Genomic DNA, 17137 nt, shown 5'->3' on the forward strand with positions numbered 1-17137 from the left:
CGGGCCGGTCAAGGACGGCAACGCCCCGACAGACGGGACAAGCCCGTGGTCAATCAGTTAGCATCCGGCCGACCGGTTCCAGCCCTCATTCATCGTGTCTCTTGCTGCTGTCCGCCCCGCTCCTGCCCGGGCGCGCCTGTACGGCGTGCTGATCGCCCTCCCGGCCCTGGCCGGTCTGGCCGCCTGGCTGTATACCTACCCTCTCGCCCCCCTGCTGGCAGGCGTCCTGCTGGCCGCCTACATGGGCGCGACAGTACGCTGGCCGGGCCTGTGGCTGACCCTGCTGCCGGCCCTCTGGCCGGTGGCCGACCTGGCGCCGTGGAGTGGCCACATCTATGCGACGGAAAGCGATGCGCTACTCCTAGCGACCCTGGCGGCCCTGGGCCTGCACGAAACCTTTGCCGCCCAACCGAGTAGCAACAGCGAACCGGCGCCCGTCCGCCTCAACCCGGGCGCCCTCGCGAGTTTCGGCCTGCTGGCGGCCAGTGTGGGCGTTTCGGGCGTACTCGGTCTCCAGGGAGTCGGCAGCGCCGACCCGGGGGATCTGATCAGCTATGCCTCCCCCCTCAACGCCTTGCGGATCGGCAAGGGCTTCGTGCTGGCCTTCCTGCTCATCCCCTTCCTGCACCTGAGCATACGCCGGGAAGGTGAAGCCGCCCTGACCCGCTTCGCCCTGGGCATGACCCTCGGTCTGACCACTTGCAGCCTGGCCGCCCTGTGGGAGCGGATCAGCTTTCCGGGTTTCACCAATTTCTCGGCGGATTACCGGAGCAGTGCGTTGTTCTGGGAAATGCACGTAGGGGGGGCACTCCTCGACGCCTGGCTGGCCCTTACCCTGCCCTTCGCCCTGCTGCTCACCACCCACCGCCATCCAGCCCTCCGCATCGTCGCAGCGGTGGCCTCCGCGCTGGGGATCTACGCGATCTTCACGACTTTCTCGCGAATCGTCTATGCCGCGGTCGGCCTGTCCCTGCTCGTCATGTTCGGGATGCAGCTGCTGAGCCGACATCCTGCCCGTCAGGACATGCCACGACTCCACCTGTTCCCGACGCTGCTGCTGGCCGGACTGGTGGCCGCGGGCTGCCTGGGCAGCTTCAGCGGCGGCGGCTACCGGGGTCTGGTGGCCTTCGTCGGTCTGGTCGTGCTGGGCCACCAGGCCGGCGGTGCCATTCACCGCATGTCGCCGGGACCGCTCTTCGCCGGCGTGGTGGCCGGCCTGGCACTGCTGGCGCTGACCCCGCTGGCCCAGTTCTGGTTGCCCAAGGGCGTCTATCTGGCTTATCTGCTGGCGGCGGGCACAACCGCCACGGTCCTGTTGCTGCAACGGCGCAACGGCCCGAGTCCGGCCCTGATGCTCGCCCTGCTGACCTGGACAGCGGGCAACACCGCCTGGGTCGGCATCCACTGGGGCGGGCCGGAAGCACTGCCCGGTGCGGCCCTGGCGGCCGGCGGCGCCTTTGCCGTCCTGCTCTGCCAGACCCTGCTGCCCCGCCCCCTGTGGCTTCCGAGCATGCTCCCACTGCCCACCGTGCTGGCCTTCACGGCCATCGGAGGCCTTGGCGTAGCGACGATGACCAGCTCCTACATGGGCGAACGCATGGCCACGAGCAGCCAGGACCTCAGCGGGCGTATGGCCCACTTCCGGGCCAGCGCGAACATGGTCCACAGCCCGCTGGAGCAGATCCTCGGCCTAGGACTGGGACGGTTTCCCGAGGCGTTCTTCTGGAATCTTCCCGACGAGGGCCTGCCCGGCACGGCCCATCTGCACCGGGACGCCAGCGGACGTCAGCTGGAGCTGGGGGGTGCCCGCCACACCATCGGCTACGGAGAGGAGTTGCGGGTATCCCAACGGGTCGCCACGGACGCCACGGTCCCGTTCCGCTTCCGCTTAAGGGTGAAGAGCAGCGCTGAAGCCACCTTGCTGATCAGCCTGTGCCGGAAACACCTGATCTATTCCGCGGACTGTGTGGGCCGCAGCTTTACGGTCAAGGGCGCGGACGGCTGGCAGACCATCGAAGGCGTCTCCGACCCCGGCACCCTTACACCAGGCTTCCCGCCGCGGCCGGCCGTGGCGTCCTTGTCCCTGTCCTCCCCGGGACGGGTGCTGGTGGATGACCTGGAGCTCATCGCCGCCGACGGCCGCTCCCTGCTCGCCAATGGCGACTTCGAGCAGGGGGTCGACCACTGGTTCATCACCTCCGACCGGGACCACTTGCCCTGGCACGCCAAGAACCTCCTCGTCCATCTGTACGTGGAGCAGGGCTGGCTGGGCATCGCCGCGCTGCTCACCGCTCTGGTTTTCATCGGCCTGCGCCTGCTCCGCAGCACCACCCGCGCCATGCCCTTCGCCCGGGCGCTGATGGGTGGGCTGAGCGGGCTGATGGTCGTGGGGATGGTGGACAGCCTGCTCGACATGCCCCGTCTGAGCGTCTTCGTCTGCCTGGCCCTATGGCTGGGACTGACCCTCCGCCCCAGCCCTCCGCGCCAATCACCGGGCTGAACGACTCCCGCTTTCCGCATCACCGGCCTTTTTCAGGATGTGCCGCGCCAGGCTCCAGCGATGCACTTCCGACAGGCCGTCATCTCGACCTGCAGCAAGCTGCCGATCTCCGGCAAGAACGCGTCGAACTGCGCTGGAGAGCGAGCAGCGCGGCGGCGGTGGTGGCCGAGGCGAAACGCGCGGCAGCCCTTGGTCTCAAGCCGCTGGCCCGACTTGTCGGGTATGCTCACGCCGGCGTCGAACCGCTGTACATGGGCATCGGCCCCGTTCCCGCCACCCGCCTGGTGCTCCAGCGCACCGGGCTGTCCGTCGCAGATCTGGACGTCATCGACGTCCAACGAGGCTTTTGCAGCCCAGGCCTGCGCCGTGACACGAGAACTGGGCCTCGATCCGGCCCGCGTCAATCCCAACGGCTCGGGGATCTCCCTGGGCCATCCGGTGGGAGCGACCGGGGCCATCATCACCACCAAGGCCATCTACGAGCTCCACCGCACGGGGCCCGTTATGCCCTGGTGACCATGTGCATCGGTGGCGGACAGAGCATCGCCGCCATCTTCGAACGCGTTTAAAAAAGTTCTTAAAAACTACGCAAACAGGAGCAACAGCATGGCAATTCAAAACATCGGCGTGATCGGCGCCGGCACCATGGGCAACGGTATCGCGCAGGTCTGTGCGCTGGCCGGCATCAATGTGGTGATGGTGGACATCTCCACCGAGGCCGTCGAGCGCGGCGTCAAGACCGTCGCCGGCAGCCTCGACCGCATGGTCAAGAAGGAAAAGATCAGCGCCGCCGACAAGGACGCAGCGCTGGCCCGCATCCGCGGCACCACCGCCTACGCCGACCTGGCCGCCACCGAGCTGGTCATCGAGGCCGCCACCGAGAACGAGGGGCTCAAGCTGCGCATCCTCAAGGAAATCGACAGCATCGTGCCGGCCACCACGCTGATCGCCACCAACACCTCGTCGATCTCCATCACCAAGCTGGCCGCTACCGTGTCGTCGCCGGAGCGCTTCATCGGCATGCACTTCTTCAACCCGGTGCCGATGATGGCCCTGGTCGAGCTGATCCGCGGCCTGCAGACCTCCGACGCGACGCTGGCCGCCGCGCAAGGCTTCGCCACCGCCATCGGCAAGACCCCGATCACCGCCAAGAACAGCCCGGGCTTCGTGGTGAACCGCATCCTGTGCCCGATGATCAACGAAGCGATCTTCGCGCTGCAGGAAGGCCTCGCCACCGCCGAGGACATCGACGCCGGCATGAAGCTTGGCTGCAACCAACCGATCGGCCCGCTGGCCCTTGCCGACCTGATCGGCCTCGACACCATGCTGGCGGTGATGGAAGTCTTCTACGATGGCTTCAATGATCCGAAGTACCGCCCGGCCCCGCTGCTGAAGGAAATGGTGGATGCCGGCTACCTGGGTCGCAAGAGCGGCCAGGGCTTCTACAAGTACGACTAAGCGCGTCACCGGCGGACGCCGGTCGATCCTTTCGATCGGCGCCGCCACAAACCATAAGAACGACAAGGAGACCCCAGCATGAGCGACAGCCCGATCATCGAAAGCCGCGACGGCGGGATCCACCGCCTGCACTTCAACCGCCCGAAGGTCCTCAACGCCATCGACACCGCCACCGCCCAGGCCCTGCTGGCCGCCCTGCGCCGCCTGCAGGACGACCCGGCGCTGCGCGTGCTGATCCTCAGCGGCGAAGGCCGCTCCTTCATGGCCGGCGGCGACATCGCCCAGTTCCGCGACGACCCGGCGGCGGTGCCCAACACGCTGATCACGCCGCTCAACGAGAGCATGCAGATCATCGCCGGCCTGCGCGCGCCTGTAATCGCCAGCATCCAGGGCCCGGTGGCCGGCGCCGGCATGAGCATGGCGCTGGCCTGCGACCTGATCGTCGCCGCAGAGACCACCCGCTTCAACTTCGCCTACGTCAATCTGGGCACCTGCTGCGACCTCGGCGCCTCGTGGAGCCTGCCGCGCACCGTCGGCCTGCACAAGGCGCTGGAGATCGCGCTGCTGTCCGACCCCATCGACGCCGCCGAAGCCCAGCGCCTGGGCCTGGTGAGCCGCGTCGTGACAGCCGACCAGCTGGCGGAGGAAACCGACAAGCTGGCCCGCCGCCTGGCCGCCGGCGCGCCGATCGCCCAGGGCACCCTCAAGCAGCTGATGCGCCGCTCCATCGAACGGGACTTCGCCGGCCAGCTGGATGCCGAACGCCAGGGCTTCGCCACCTGCGCGGCGACGGAAGACTTCAAGGAAGCGGTCAACGCCTTCCTCGAAAAGCGCCCCGCGACCTACACGGGGCGCTGAGCATTACCCTGCCCACACGCCGACGCGCCTGGCAACGAGATCGGCCCGCTCATGCGGCACCGCCAGGCGCCCGCTGGGCGGAGTGAATTCGACCCCATGGGGTGACGCCTGCCTTGCTTGTTTCGTGCTCGACAACACCCGCTTGGCAGCACGGCGTCCACTTCCTATCCTGTGCGTCCCCTTCACTGTTCCCGCACCGGGCCCGGCCCATGGACAACCCCTTCGTCGCCCAGGCGGAACTCGCGCTGCTGGCAGACAACCCACGCGACGCACTGCGCATCGCCCGCATGGGCCTGAGCCTCGGCGGCGGCGACCCGGCACTGCTGGAGATTGCCGCCGAAAGCGCCAGCCAGCTCGATCAGAACGCTGACGCTGCCGATTACTGGCAGCGCCTCGGCGAACTCGTCCCGGACTACGCCCAGGCCTGGAACGGCCTCGGCATCGCACTGCAGCGCCTCGGCGCCGTCGATGAAGCCGAAACCGCGTGGCGCCGGGCCCTCGCACTGCTGCCGGACGACGCCAACCTGCACACCAACCTGGGCCTGCTGCTGGAGGAGCGCGGCGCGCTGGCCGAGGCCGAGCAGTACCAGCGCCGCGCCGTGGCCCTTGCACCAGACTCGGCCCCCATCCTCACCAACCACGGCGACCTGCTCGCCCACCACGGCCGACCCGACGAAGCCCTCGCGCTCTACCGCACCGCACTGGCCCGGGACCCGAACTTCGCCACCGCCCACTGCAACCTCGGCGTGCTGCTCACCGACCAAGGCGATGCCCGCGCCGCCGAGGCCTCCTTCCGCCACGCCCTGGCGCTACAGCCCGACTTTCCCCAGTTCCACGTCAATCTGGCCCAGTTGCTGCTGGTCCAGGGGCGCTTCGACGAAGGCTGGCCGCACCATGAAAGCCGGCTCGTCCGGGCCCGCCGCAAGGGCGAGATCCCCCTCTCCACCAGCACGCCGCAATGGCAGGGCGAACCGCTGCAGGGGCGTACGATCATCGTCCTTCCCGAGCAGGGCTACGGCGACGAGATCCAGTTCTGCCGCTACGTCCCGTGGCTGAAGTCGCTCGGCGCCAGCCGGGTCACAGTGGCCTGCCGTCCGGAACTCACGCCCTTGATGCAAACCCTCGCCGGCGCCGACCAGGTGGTCGACCAGGACGAAGGGCTGGCCCTGCTTGCCCAGCACGATTACTGGACCGTGCTGCTGAGCCTGCCGCTGCATGCCGGCACCAGGCTGGACTCCATTCCCGCCGGAGCGCCCTACCTGCACGCCGATCCGCAGCGGGTCCGCCGGCTGGCCCCGCTGCTGGACGCGACCGGCGACGACGGCGCCCTGCGGGTCGGCCTCGTGTGGCGCGGCAATCCCAATCACAGCAACGACGAAGCACGCTCCCTGCCGGCCCTGGACAGCCTCGCCCCGTTATGGACGGTGCCGGGCGTACGCTTCTTCAGCCTGCTGAAGAGCCGCCAGCCGTTGCCGCCCGCCCCGCAGGCGCTTCCGCTGGTCGACCTGGCGCCCCATCTGGGCGACTTCGCGGACACCGCAGCCCTGCTCGCCGGCCTCGATCTGCTGATCAGTGTGGACACCTCCGTCGCCCACCTGGCCGGCGCCCTCGGCCGCCCCTGCTGGGTGCTGCTGCCGGCCCGCAAGACCGACTGGCGCTGGCTACGCGCACGCACCGACAGCCCCTGGTACCCCACCATGCGGCTGTTCCACCAGCTGCAGCACGGCGACTGGCACACGCCGGTGGCAGCGCTGGCCGCCGCACTGGAACAACTTCGCGCAGCGTGGAAAACTTGATTGAAGTTTGCGGCCGACCTGTCGATGATGGCCGGGGTCGGAATACCAACCACCGCGCGTCCAGACGCCGTTTGCTGCCGAGATTTCCATGACAGGCCGCCCACCCGAAGAACGCCCGCACATCCTGAGAGTCGTCGCGATCTACGTCCTGTTCGCCTCCGCGTGGATCCTGCTGTCCGACAAGGCGCTGGAAGCCCTGCTCACCGACCCCGCGCAGAGAACCTTCGCCAGCATCGCGAAGGGCTGGATCTTCGTCGCCGTCACCGCCGTACTGCTGTACACGCTGATGCAGCACGCCTGGCAGCGCACCTCCCACGCCCGCAGCGAGCGCCAGCAGACGCTGCAGCTGCTGGAAGCGATTGCCGAAAGCTCCCAGGACGCGATCTTCGCAAAAGACCTGGAAGGCCGCTACATGCTGATCAACCGGGCCGCCAGCCAGATCCTCGGACATCCCGCCGCCAGCGTACACGGCCAGGGCGACCATGCCTTCTTTCCGCCCGAGCAGGCCGAACGCCTGATCGCCATCGACCGCCAGATCATCGCCACCGGCGACACCCGGACCTACGAGGAAAACGTCGCCACCCCGCGGGGCATGTGCGTCCTGCATGTCACCAAGGGCCCCCTCCGCGGCCCCGATGGCCGTGTGATCGGCGTCTTCGGCATTTCCCGAGACATCACCGAGCACCAGCACACCGCCGACACGATCCGCCAGCTGAATGCCGAGTTGACCGCCACGCTGCAGGCCATTCCCGACCTGCTCTTCGACATGGACGCCGAGGGCGTCTACCGGGGCATCTGGGCCCAGAACCCGGCCCAGTTGGCCGACCAGAAAACCCGCCTGCTCGGGCGCAAGGTCACCGACGTGTTGCCCGCCGACGCCGCCACGGGCGTGCTCGCAGCGATCCGCGAAGCCATCGCCAGGGGCCATTCCTACGGCCAGGTGCTCCGCCTCGGGCGTGACAGCAAGTGCAAATGGTTCGAGCTGTCGGTCGCCCGCAAGGGCAGCAACACGGGCCCCGACGCGCGCGTCCTCATCCTGTCCCGCGACATCACCGAACGCTACCAGGCCGAAGCGGCGCTGATGGAACGGGACTTCAAGTTCGGTGCGATCGTCCGCCACAACCCCTCGGCCCTCACCCTCAAGACACCGGACGGCCGCTACGCGCTGGCCAACCCCAATTTCCAGGCCATCCACACACGCCGCGAAGACCAGATCGTCGGCAAGACCGATTTCGATCTCTACCCCGTGGACACCGCCGAGACCTTCCGCGCCAATGACGCCTGCGTGCTGAAAACCCTGCAGCCCCATGCGATCGAGGAGAACATGCTGGTGGACGGCCAGCCGCACACCTTCATGTCGCACATGTTCCCCATCCTCGACGCATCGGGCGCGGCCCGCTTCGTATGCCGCATCTCGCTGGACATCACGGAGAGCAAGAAGGTCGAGGAGCAGCTGCGCAAGCTGGCCCAGGCCGTCGAGCAGAGCCCCGGCAACATCTTCATCACCGGCCTCGACGCCCGCATCGAGTACGCCAACGAAGCCTTCCTGCGCAACACAGGCTACAGCCGCGACGAAGTGCTGCAACACAACCCACGCTTCCTGCAGTCCGGCCGCACGCCGCCAGCGACCTTCCAGTCCCTGTGGCGCGCGCTCCAGCATGGCGAAACCTGGAAGGGCGAGCTGTTCAACCGGCGCAAGGACGGCAGCAGCTACACCGCCCTGTCCATCATCACACCGATCCGTCAGGCCGACGGTCGCATCAGCCATTACGTAGCGGTGCAGGAAGACATCACCGAGAGGCAGCGCAACCTGGAGGAACTCGACCGCTACCGCCACCACCTGGAAGAACTGGTCACCCTCCGCACGCTGGAACTGGCCGAGGCCAAGACCGCAGCGGAGGGCGCCAACGTCGCCAAGAGTGCCTTCCTGGCCAACATGAGCCACGAGATCCGCACCCCGCTGAGCGGCATCATCGGCATGGCCCACCTGGTCCGGCGCAGCCACGTCAACAAACGCCAGGCCGAACAGCTCGACAAGATCGCCGCTTCCGGCAGGCACCTGCTGCAGATCATCAACGACATCCTCGACCTGTCGAAGATCGAGGCCGGCAAGCTGGCCCTCGACGAGCGGGACTTCCGGCTGCACGACATGCTCGACGCCACGCTGGCCGTCACCGGCGACGCGGTGGCGGCCAAGGGCCTGCAGCTCCACACCGACTTCACGGGCCTGCCGGAGGTGCTACACGGCGACCCGACGCGCCTGTCCCAGGCGCTGGTCAATTACATCGGCAACGCGCTGAAATTCACCGAGCACGGCACAATCAGCCTGTGTGGCCATCTACTAGCAGAAGACGCCGACGGCTATCTGCTGCGCTTCGAGGTCAGCGACACCGGCATCGGCATGTCGGCGGAACAGCAGGCCAACCTCTTCGAGGCCTTCGAGCAAGCCGACAACTCCACCACCCGCAAATATGGCGGCACCGGCCTGGGCCTGGCGATCACCCGCCATATCGCCCAACTGATGGGCGGCGAAGTCGGCGTACGCAGCGAAGCAGGCACCGGCAGCACCTTCTGGATGAGCGGACGCTTCGGCAAGCCCGGCGACACGCACCCTGTGGCGGCGGATCCGTCCGACGGGCGCCTGGAAGCCAGGTTGAGCCGGAACCATGCGGGCGCGCACGTACTGCTCGTCGAGGACAACCCGGTGAACCAGGAGGTCGCCCTGCTGCTGCTCGGCGACGCCGGCCTCCGCTGCGACCTGGCCGAGGACGGCGCCGAAGCCCTGCGCCTGGCCGGCGAACAGGACTACGCTCTGATCCTGATGGATATCCAGATGCCGGTGATGGACGGCCTGCAGGCTACGCGGGAGATCCGCCGCCTGCCCGGTCAGCGCGCCGAAGTGCCGATCCTGGCGATGACCGCCAACGCCTTCGCCGAAGACCGGGAACACTGCCTGGCCGCCGGCATGAACGACTTCATCGCCAAGCCCTTCGAGCCCGACGCCCTGTACGCCATCCTCCTCAGGTGGCTGGAGAAGCCGGTCACACAGAGCTGACACCGCGTCAGCCCCGCGGCTCGAACAGGGTTTCGAGAAAATCCCCCTGCTCCAGGCGCTGGCTGCGCCGGGTGAACACGTCGGCGAGCGGGCGCTTGTCCGCCGAGGCCAGCAACTGGCAGTGGTGATGCAGCCCCGCCTCGCCCTGCTCCACGGCACACAGCTGCACCGACAGCGCGCTGCCCACGTCGGCGTTGCCGTGGTACAGCAGATGCCGCTCGGTCGTCACGCAGGCTGCCGCACGGGGGCCGAACCAGCTCCATTCGGCCTGATCGACCAGCTCGTGGAAGCGCGCGAAATACAGGAAGCCCGCCCCGTTGAAATACAGCGACGGACAGGGCCGCACCGACAGCGGCGCATAACTGTGCCCGCCGCGCGCCGCACGGCCCGGCTCCCGCTCCTGGGGCGCCTGAGCCACACGCCGGTTGAGCTCGGCGAAGCGCAGTCCCTCGTCGAGCGCCGGCACGTGCTCCAGCCCCGCCACCGGACTGCGCACGGCCGAGGTATTGAGCCCGGCCGTCTCCCGCGCGACGAACACCGACTGCATCTCCACCACCGCGCACAGGCCGGCGCCGGCCGACACTACGTGCTTGCTGTAGAACTGCGTGCGGCTGACGCGCCCGAGCTGGCTTGCGACCTCCAGCTCGTCGTCCTCCGCCACGCTGCCGAGCCGGCCGTGGCGCAGACGCACCGCCCGGAAGGCCGGATAGACGCGCCGCCCGCCTCCGTCACGCAGGCGGGACACCGGCATGCCGGCGGCGGCCGCCAGCAGCTGCCAGTGACGGTCGCCACAGTCGGCGAGCAGCCAGCTCTCCGACAGGCCGTTCAAGGCCAGCTGCGGCATGCCGACCCGCTGCCGGCCGTGCAGGGCCGGGGCGCTCGGGCGGAACGCTTCGGACAGGACGAGTTCGAGCATCGGAAGCCTCCTTTCTCGGCTGTCGCGCCTCAGGCCACGGCCGCGTGGGGCGGCTCGGCCTCGGCCCCTTGCGCAACGCGCCCGGCGATCACGCCGGCCAGGTGGCGGGCGTCGTCGGCGATGCCCAGGAAACGCCCGGAACCCCAGGTGTGCAGCCACGGCAGGCCCAGAAAGTACAGGCCCGGCACCGGCGACACGCCGCGCTGGTACTTGGGATGGCCGCGCCCGTCGAAGGCCGGCAGCTCGATCCAGCGGTAGTCCGGGCGGAAGCCGATGGCCCACACGATGGTGGTGATGCCGGCCGCCGCGCAGTCCACGCTCAGCGGGTCGGCCTCCGGCGCCCAGACCTTGGTGAAGGCCGGCTCTTCCGGCGCGTCGATACCATGGGCGGCGATGTACTTGTCGATATCGTTACGGATGCTGACGTACACCTCGTCGGCGTCGTCCAGGTTGGCCGTCAGGTCGGGCAGGAACTCCAGCGTGGCGCCCTGGATGTTGGCCAGGCTGCCGTAGAGCCTGACCCCGTCCCGCGCGAACTTGCGCAGGTCGATCTCGTGGCCGCCGTCGCGCCCGGTCATGTAGTGGTTGGTCTTCTCGCGGGCCTTCTCGCCGAGGGGATGGCGATCGACGGTCAGCTCGTAGTAGCCCATGTCCATCAGCCACTCGGTCGCCTCGCGGCCGCGATAGACGCGCGGCGAGCGCGGCGCCGGGCCGACGCAGAGGTGCACCTTGCGGCCGGCCAGGTGCAGGTCTTCCATGATCTGCACGCCGGACTGGCCGGAACCCACCACCAGCACCTCGCCGGCCGGCAGGGATTCCGGGTTGCGGTAGTCCACCGAGTGCACCTGGTGGATGTGGGCCGGCAGGCTGGCCGCGTAGGCCGGCACGATGGGGATGTCGTAGCCGCCGGTGGCCACCACGATGTGGTCGGTAGTGAAGTGGCCAGCGCTGGTGCTCACCTCCAGCCGGCCGGACTTGCCGCGCAGCACGTGATTGACCGCCACGCCCTCGACGATGGGCGGCGCGATCTTGCGGGCGAAGGCCTCCACGTAGTCGACGATCTGGTCCTTCAGCATGAAGCCCTGGGGATGGTCGCCTTGATAGGGGAAGTCCGGCAGGCGGCACTGCCAGTTCGGCGTGACCAGGCAGAAGGTGTCCCAGCGGTCGTTGCGCCAGGAATGGGCGACCCGGTTCTTCTCGAAGACGATGTGGGCGATGCCGTGCTGCTGCAGGAAGTGGCTGGTGGACAGGCCGGCCTGGCCGCCGCCGACGATCACCACGGGGTAGTCGCGGCGCGCCAGCAGCTGGGTGGATTGGGGAAACAGGGTGTTCATGACGGCTCCTTGAAAAGAGGATGGACGCGGGAATGGATGGGCAAAGACGGCGGGAACGGGCGGCGGCTCAGCGCGCGCCGGGCTGGAAGGACTCGACCTGCACCGTGCCGTCGCTCCCCTCGAAGGGGCGGGCGGCGTCGCGGATGCGGCCGAGCTGGTCCATGGCGCTGGAGCAGAAGTAGCCGTACTTCTGCTGGACCCGCGCGCTGGCCTCGCCGAGGGCCTGCTCGCAGCGCTGTACGAAGTCGGCCACCGGGTAGCTGCGGCCGGGCTGCAGGAAATCGCCGATCACCAGGGACGGCGAATAGCAGCGCTCCTCGCGGCCGTCGGGCCAGCGGACGTGGAAATACATTTCAGGCATGGTTGAGCTCCTTGGCAGGTTGGGAGACAGGAAGCGGCAGGTCCGCCACGGCCCGGTAGGCCGGCAGGTGGGCGCGGGCGCAGGTCGGCCAGTCGTGGCGGGCGGCCACCTGGAAGCCGCGGGCGACGATGCGCTCGCGGGTGCCGGGCATCAGCGCCCGGCACATGGCGTTGGCGATGGAGTCCGGGTCGTCGGGATCGGCCCACAGGCAGTCCCCGTCGGCGAGGAAATCGGTGAAGGGCGCGATCTGCGACACCACCACCGGCGTGCCGCAGGCCATCGCCTCGACGATGGCCAGGCCAAAACCCTCGACACGGGACGGGAAGACCAGCGCATCGGCGAGCCGGTACAGCGGCGCCATGTCGGCATCGGCCAGGACGCCGGCGAGGATCACCGGCGCCTCCGGCGGCAGCGGCCCGCCGTCGTCCGGCAGCGCCGCCGCGGCGAGCCCTTCCCACGCCAGCACGGCGTCGAAGTCGCGCCGGCAGGCACCGTGATCGAGCAGGCTGGCGCCGCCGGCCACCACCAGCCGGGCATTGCCGAGGGTGGCCCGCAGGCGGGCGAAGGCACGCAGCGTAGCGACGGTGTTCTTGCGCGCCTCGATGCCGCCGACGGCCAGGAAGACCGGCCCGGCGCCGAGGCCCAGGCGCTGCCGCAGCTGGCGGTCGCGGGCCCCGGCGGCGGGGCCGAAGCGGCGCAGGTTGACGCCGTTGCCGACCACCTCCGCGGCACGCCCGCAGCGCTCCGCCAGCCGCGCCGCCCAGCTCGGGCTGACGCACAGCAGGCGCGCTGCGCCGGCGATGGAGCGGCGCTCGAGGGCATCCAGACGCGCATCGCCAAAGCTGTCCTCCAGGTGATGGACGGTGCGCACGTAGCCCGGCAGCACGCCGCGTGCCTGCAGCTCGTACAGCGCGTTGGCACCGATGCCGTCGTGGGCGTGGAAGACGTCGAAGTCGGCGTGGCCGGGCTGGGAAAGCCATTCGGTGAAGGTCGCGATGCGCCGCTCGACGCGTTCGCGCAGATCGCCACCGGCCGGCATCTCGGGGATCAAGCACAGCTGCGCGGCGGTGCTGCGGAACAGGCGCGTGCCGGGCGCCGCCGGCGCGTGCAGCGTGACCCGGTGGCCGAGGGCCACCAGCGCGTCGGCCAGCTCCAGGCAATGCACGACGCCGCCGCGCGGGTTGGTGGAATGGGTCAGCAACGCGATGCGCAGTGGGCGGTTGTCGCGGTTCATGACCGGCCTCCTTGTGACGAGACGCCGCGTTGCGGACCGACGCCCATCAAGGGCTCAACGGCCAGGTCGCGGAACAGACCCTCGGCGCCGCCCTGACCCAGCATCAAGCGGCTGCCGTCAGTCACTGTGCCGATGGCTGCGGCGGCAATGCCGCGGGCGTGGAAGCGGGCGCACAAGGCGTCCGCCTGCGCCGGCCGGCAGGCCAGCACGTAGCCGAAGCTCGGGAAGGAGCGCAGCCAGCGCGCCAGCGCCACGCCGGCCGGCCGCGGCACGGCGTCCAGGTCCATGCGGGCGCCGACCCCGGAGCACTCCATCAGCATCAGCACGGTGCCGGGCAGACCGGCCTGGCTGATGTCCTTGGCGGCGTGGGCAAGGCCGACCTCGGCAATCTCCGGCAGTAAGGCCAGGTCGCTGCGCAGGCGAGCGGGGTCGGCGGCGGTGGCCGCGTCCCAGTTGTCGAAGGGCTCCCGGTAGGCGCCGCGCAGGTCGGCTGCCATCACCAGCGCGTCGCCGGGGCGGGCGGCGAAGCTGGTCAGCAGGCGCGTCGCCTCGCCGAGCACCGCCACCGCCAGCTGGGCGCGGTCGCAGCGGGTGTTGCTGTGGCCGCCGACCAGCGGCACACCAAAGGCCGCCGCCGCGTCGGACAGGCCGCGCATCAGCGCCTGGGCCTGCTGGTGGCCGTCGCTCCACAGCGCGTCCACCACCGCCAGCGGGCGGCCGCCCATCGCGGCGATGTCGCTGAGGTTGACCATCACCCCGCACCAGCCGGCAAACCACGGATCGTGGGCGACGAACGCGTTGATGAAGCCTTCGATGGCGAACAGCAGGTGGCCGTCGCCGCGGGGCAGCGCGGCACAGTCGTCGCCGAGCCAGGCGCCGGCCTCCGGCAGATGGCGGCTGGCCAGTGCCGCCAGCACGCCGTCGATGTCGCGCTTGTGGGCGATGCCCGCGTGGCTGCGCAGGGTGTCGATGAGGGCCTGGAGTTCCATCACGCCCCCCGCTTCACGTCGACCCGCATGGCCGCACCGGCCGCAAACGGCGGGTAGTGGGCCAGGTCGGCTTCCATCAGGTGGTGGGGACGGCCGTGCAGCGCGATCTCGCCGGTGCTGCGCCAGTGCAGGCGGCGGAACAGCGGCACGTTGGCGGCCTGCACCTGGGCCACGAAGCGCGTGCAGCCGAGCGTGGCGGCGCTGCGCACGGCGAGCTGGATCAGCGCGCCGCCAAGGGCACCGACGCGCCGGTACTCGGCGGCGACGGCCAGCCGGGAGCCCTGCCAGACGTCCGGCGCGAGGCGGTGGATGCGCACCGTGCCGACCACCGGCGCCGGCCCGCCGCCATCCACGCACGGGCGGGCCACCAGCAGCAATGCGTCGGTGTCGATGGCGTCCTCGTCTCTGCCGTCGAACAGGCCCTGCTCCGCGCAGAACACCGCCCGGCGCAGGGCCAGCGCCTCGGCGCGGGCGGCCGCATCAGCATGTTCGACGCAGTAGTGGCGCGGCAGACGCAGCCGCACCGCGATGGCGGGCAGCGGGGCGTTCATGGCCGGGCCTCGTAGCGGGACTGGGCCGAGCAGGCGCCGCATTTGCCGCAGCCCGCCTTCATCGCCGTGCCGCTGAGGCCACCGGCCTGCAGCAGCCCGGCCAGCGGGGCCAGCACGGCGTCCATGAATGCGGCGTCGGGCGCCGGGTGGTCTTCCAGCGGCGTGCCGGAGATCGGCACGAAGGGCACCACGAAGGGATACACGCCGATATCGATCAACCGCGCGCAGGCCGCCAGGATGGTCTCGCGGCTGTCGCCGAGGCCGGCCAGGATGTAGGTGGACACCTGGCCGCGGCCGAAGACCTCGACCGCCGCGGCGAAGGCCTCGTCGTAGCGCTCCGGCGGGATCGCCGCCTTGCCGGGCATCAGGCGCTGGCGCAGGGCCGGGGTGAGCACTTCGAGGTGCATGCCGAGGCTGTCCACGCCGGCCTCGCGGACGCGGCGGAACCACGCGAAGTCGTCGGGCGGCTCGAACTGGGCCTGCAGCGGCAGATCCACCGCGGCGCGGATCGCCGTGGCGCTGTCGCACATCACGCGGGCGCCGCGGTCGGGGGTCGGCGGCGTGCCGGTGGTCAGCACCATGTGGCGCACGCCGTCGAGCAGCACCGCCGCGCGGGCCACCTCGGCCAGCTGCCCGGGCGTCTTGTGTGCGATGGTGCGGCCGGCCGCCAGGGACTGCCCGATGCTGCAGAACTGGCAGGCCTTGGCGCGGCTCTGGTAGCGCGTGCAGGTCTGCAGCACGGTGGTGGCCAGCACGTCGGTGCTGTGCAGCGTGGCAATGTGGCTGTAAGGCACGCCGTCCAGCGTCTGCAGACGGTAGAAGCGTGGCGGGCGGGCGAAGGCGATGCGCGCCACGCGCTGCCCGTCGCGGCTGAGGGTGGCTTCGCCGGCGGCGTCCGGGCGGGACGCCACGAAGGGCGAGTGCAGCGCCCGGCCGGTGTGGAGCGGCACCATCACCGGCTGGCCGTCGATGAGGATGGCCGCGTGGTCCGACGGGCCGGCGCCGCCGCGCCGGCTGTGCAGGCCGCCGGCCGCGGCGTCGAGCCGGAAGCCGTGGCTCTGCAACTCAGAGATCAGCTGTTGCGGGCGCAGCGCTGTCATGGACATGATCGACTCCTGCGGTTTCGGGGAAGGGGGAAAGCGCGTCACGCAAGCCTTGCAGCGGCGCCTTGGGCGCCAGATCGGCCTGCAGGGACAGCAGCTCGGGGCGGGCGTAGTGGCCGACCGAGTCCATCATTCGCTTGCGCTTGGTGATGAGGGCCATGTCCAGGTCGGCGATCAGCATGCCTTCGCCTTCCCGCAGGGGTTCGCCCAGGTAGTTGCCCTCGGGCGTCACGATGGCGGTGTGGCAGCCGCCGCGCAGGGCCCGCTGCATGGCCGGGTCGGGGGTGATCGCGGCGACCTGCTCGTCGCTCAGCCAGCCGGTGGCATTGACGACGAAGCAGCCGGACTCCAGCGCGTGGTGGCGGATCGTCACGGCGATCTGCTCGGCGAAGACGTTGCCGACCATCGAGCCGGGGAACTGGCTGGCGTGGATCTCCTCGTGCTGGGCCATCAGCGTGTAGCGGGCCAGCGGGTTGTAGTGCTCCCAGCAGGCCAGCGCGCCGATGCGCCCGATGCCGGTGTCCACCACCTTGAGGCCGCTGCCGTCGCCCTGCCCCCACACCATGCGCTCGTGGTAGGTCGGGGTGATCTTGCGGCGCTTGAGGATCAGGCTGCCGGTTTCGTCGAAGACCAGCTGCGTGTTGTAGAGGGAACCGTGGTCCCGCTCATTGACGCCGAGCACGACGACCGCCCCCGCCCGCCGGGCTGCCTCGCCGACGGCGCGGGTCACCGGACCCGGCACCGTGACGGCCCGCTCGTACAGCCTGAGGTGCTCGGCCCCCATCGCCACCGCCGGCTGGACGAAGGAGAAGTACGGGTAGTAGGGCACGAAGGTTTCCGGAAAGACCACCATCCGGGCGCCCTTCTCCCCCGCTTCCAGGATGGCGCGGCAGACCTTGTCCACCGTGCCGGTGGCGGACGTGAGGTCCGGGCTCATCTGCACCGCGGCCACGCGGACGATTCGTTCGGTCGTCATGCTCGT

13 protein-coding genes and 1 pseudogene are annotated in these 17137 nt (G+C 69.8%); 6 read left to right on the plus strand and 8 right to left on the minus strand.

Annotated elements, in window-relative coordinates:
* The first annotated feature begins 94 nt into the window (after positions 1-94).
* The 6 genes and pseudogenes from AC1PQG_RS23070 to AC1PQG_RS23095 all read left to right on the plus strand — a co-directional run bounded on the left by AC1PQG_RS23070 (position 95) and on the right by AC1PQG_RS23095 (position 9667).
* Positions 95-2500, plus strand: a complete 2406-nt coding sequence (locus tag AC1PQG_RS23070) for a hypothetical protein (protein WP_481120072.1) — start codon at positions 95-97, stop codon at positions 2498-2500.
* A gap of 146 nt (positions 2501-2646) precedes the next feature.
* Positions 2647-3069, plus strand: a pseudogene (locus tag AC1PQG_RS23075) (acetyl-CoA C-acyltransferase); the annotation flags it as partial.
* Between the two features lie 37 nt (positions 3070-3106).
* Positions 3107-3958: a 3-hydroxybutyryl-CoA dehydrogenase gene (locus tag AC1PQG_RS23080; protein WP_481120073.1), complete on the plus strand. Its 852-nt coding sequence runs from the start codon at positions 3107-3109 to the stop codon at positions 3956-3958.
* A 78-nt stretch (positions 3959-4036) separates the two neighbouring features.
* Complete coding sequence (locus tag AC1PQG_RS23085) at positions 4037-4816, plus strand: enoyl-CoA hydratase/isomerase family protein (protein ID WP_481120074.1); 780 nt, start codon at positions 4037-4039, stop codon at positions 4814-4816.
* A gap of 209 nt (positions 4817-5025) precedes the next feature.
* On the plus strand, positions 5026-6612 hold the full coding sequence (locus AC1PQG_RS23090) for a tetratricopeptide repeat protein (RefSeq protein WP_481120075.1): 1587 nt from the start codon (positions 5026-5028) through the stop codon (positions 6610-6612).
* Positions 6613-6700: 88 nt separating this feature from the next.
* A complete protein-coding gene (locus AC1PQG_RS23095; RefSeq protein ID WP_481120076.1) occupies positions 6701-9667 on the plus strand; it encodes a PAS domain-containing protein in 2967 nt (988 codons plus the stop codon).
* A 7-nt stretch (positions 9668-9674) separates the two neighbouring features.
* Here AC1PQG_RS23095 and AC1PQG_RS23100 read toward each other — a convergent pair whose 3' ends face one another.
* The 8 genes from AC1PQG_RS23100 to AC1PQG_RS23135 form a co-directional block, all read right to left on the minus strand.
* Complete coding sequence (locus tag AC1PQG_RS23100; protein ID WP_481120077.1) at positions 9675-10583, minus strand: Pnap_2097 family protein; 909 nt, start codon at positions 10581-10583, stop codon at positions 9675-9677.
* A 29-nt stretch (positions 10584-10612) separates the two neighbouring features.
* Complete coding sequence (locus tag AC1PQG_RS23105) at positions 10613-11917, minus strand: MSMEG_0569 family flavin-dependent oxidoreductase (RefSeq protein ID WP_481120078.1); 1305 nt, start codon at positions 11915-11917, stop codon at positions 10613-10615.
* A gap of 67 nt (positions 11918-11984) precedes the next feature.
* Positions 11985-12278, minus strand: coding sequence for an MSMEG_0570 family nitrogen starvation response protein (locus AC1PQG_RS23110; RefSeq protein ID WP_481120079.1), 294 nt, complete (start codon positions 12276-12278; stop codon positions 11985-11987).
* Complete coding sequence (locus AC1PQG_RS23115; protein ID WP_481120080.1) at positions 12271-13512, minus strand: MSMEG_0565 family glycosyltransferase; 1242 nt, start codon at positions 13510-13512, stop codon at positions 12271-12273. The genes AC1PQG_RS23110 and AC1PQG_RS23115 overlap by 8 nt, the downstream gene beginning before the upstream one ends.
* Positions 13509-14501, minus strand: a complete 993-nt coding sequence (locus AC1PQG_RS23120) for a sll0787 family AIR synthase-like protein (protein WP_481120081.1) — start codon at positions 14499-14501, stop codon at positions 13509-13511. The genes AC1PQG_RS23115 and AC1PQG_RS23120 overlap by 4 nt, the downstream gene beginning before the upstream one ends.
* A complete protein-coding gene (locus AC1PQG_RS23125) occupies positions 14501-15052 on the minus strand; it encodes an MSMEG_0567/Sll0786 family nitrogen starvation N-acetyltransferase (RefSeq protein WP_481120082.1) in 552 nt (183 codons plus the stop codon). Before AC1PQG_RS23125 ends, AC1PQG_RS23120 begins: the two co-directional genes overlap by 1 nt.
* Positions 15049-16158, minus strand: a complete 1110-nt coding sequence (locus tag AC1PQG_RS23130) for an MSMEG_0568 family radical SAM protein (RefSeq protein ID WP_481120083.1) — start codon at positions 16156-16158, stop codon at positions 15049-15051. Before AC1PQG_RS23130 ends, AC1PQG_RS23125 begins: the two co-directional genes overlap by 4 nt.
* Complete coding sequence (locus tag AC1PQG_RS23135) at positions 16118-17131, minus strand: Nit6803 family nitrilase (RefSeq protein WP_481120084.1); 1014 nt, start codon at positions 17129-17131, stop codon at positions 16118-16120. Before AC1PQG_RS23135 ends, AC1PQG_RS23130 begins: the two co-directional genes overlap by 41 nt.
* Positions 17132-17137: the final 6 nt, after the last annotated feature.

It is taken from the genome of Zoogloea sp. GDB6 (genome assembly GCF_056724105.1).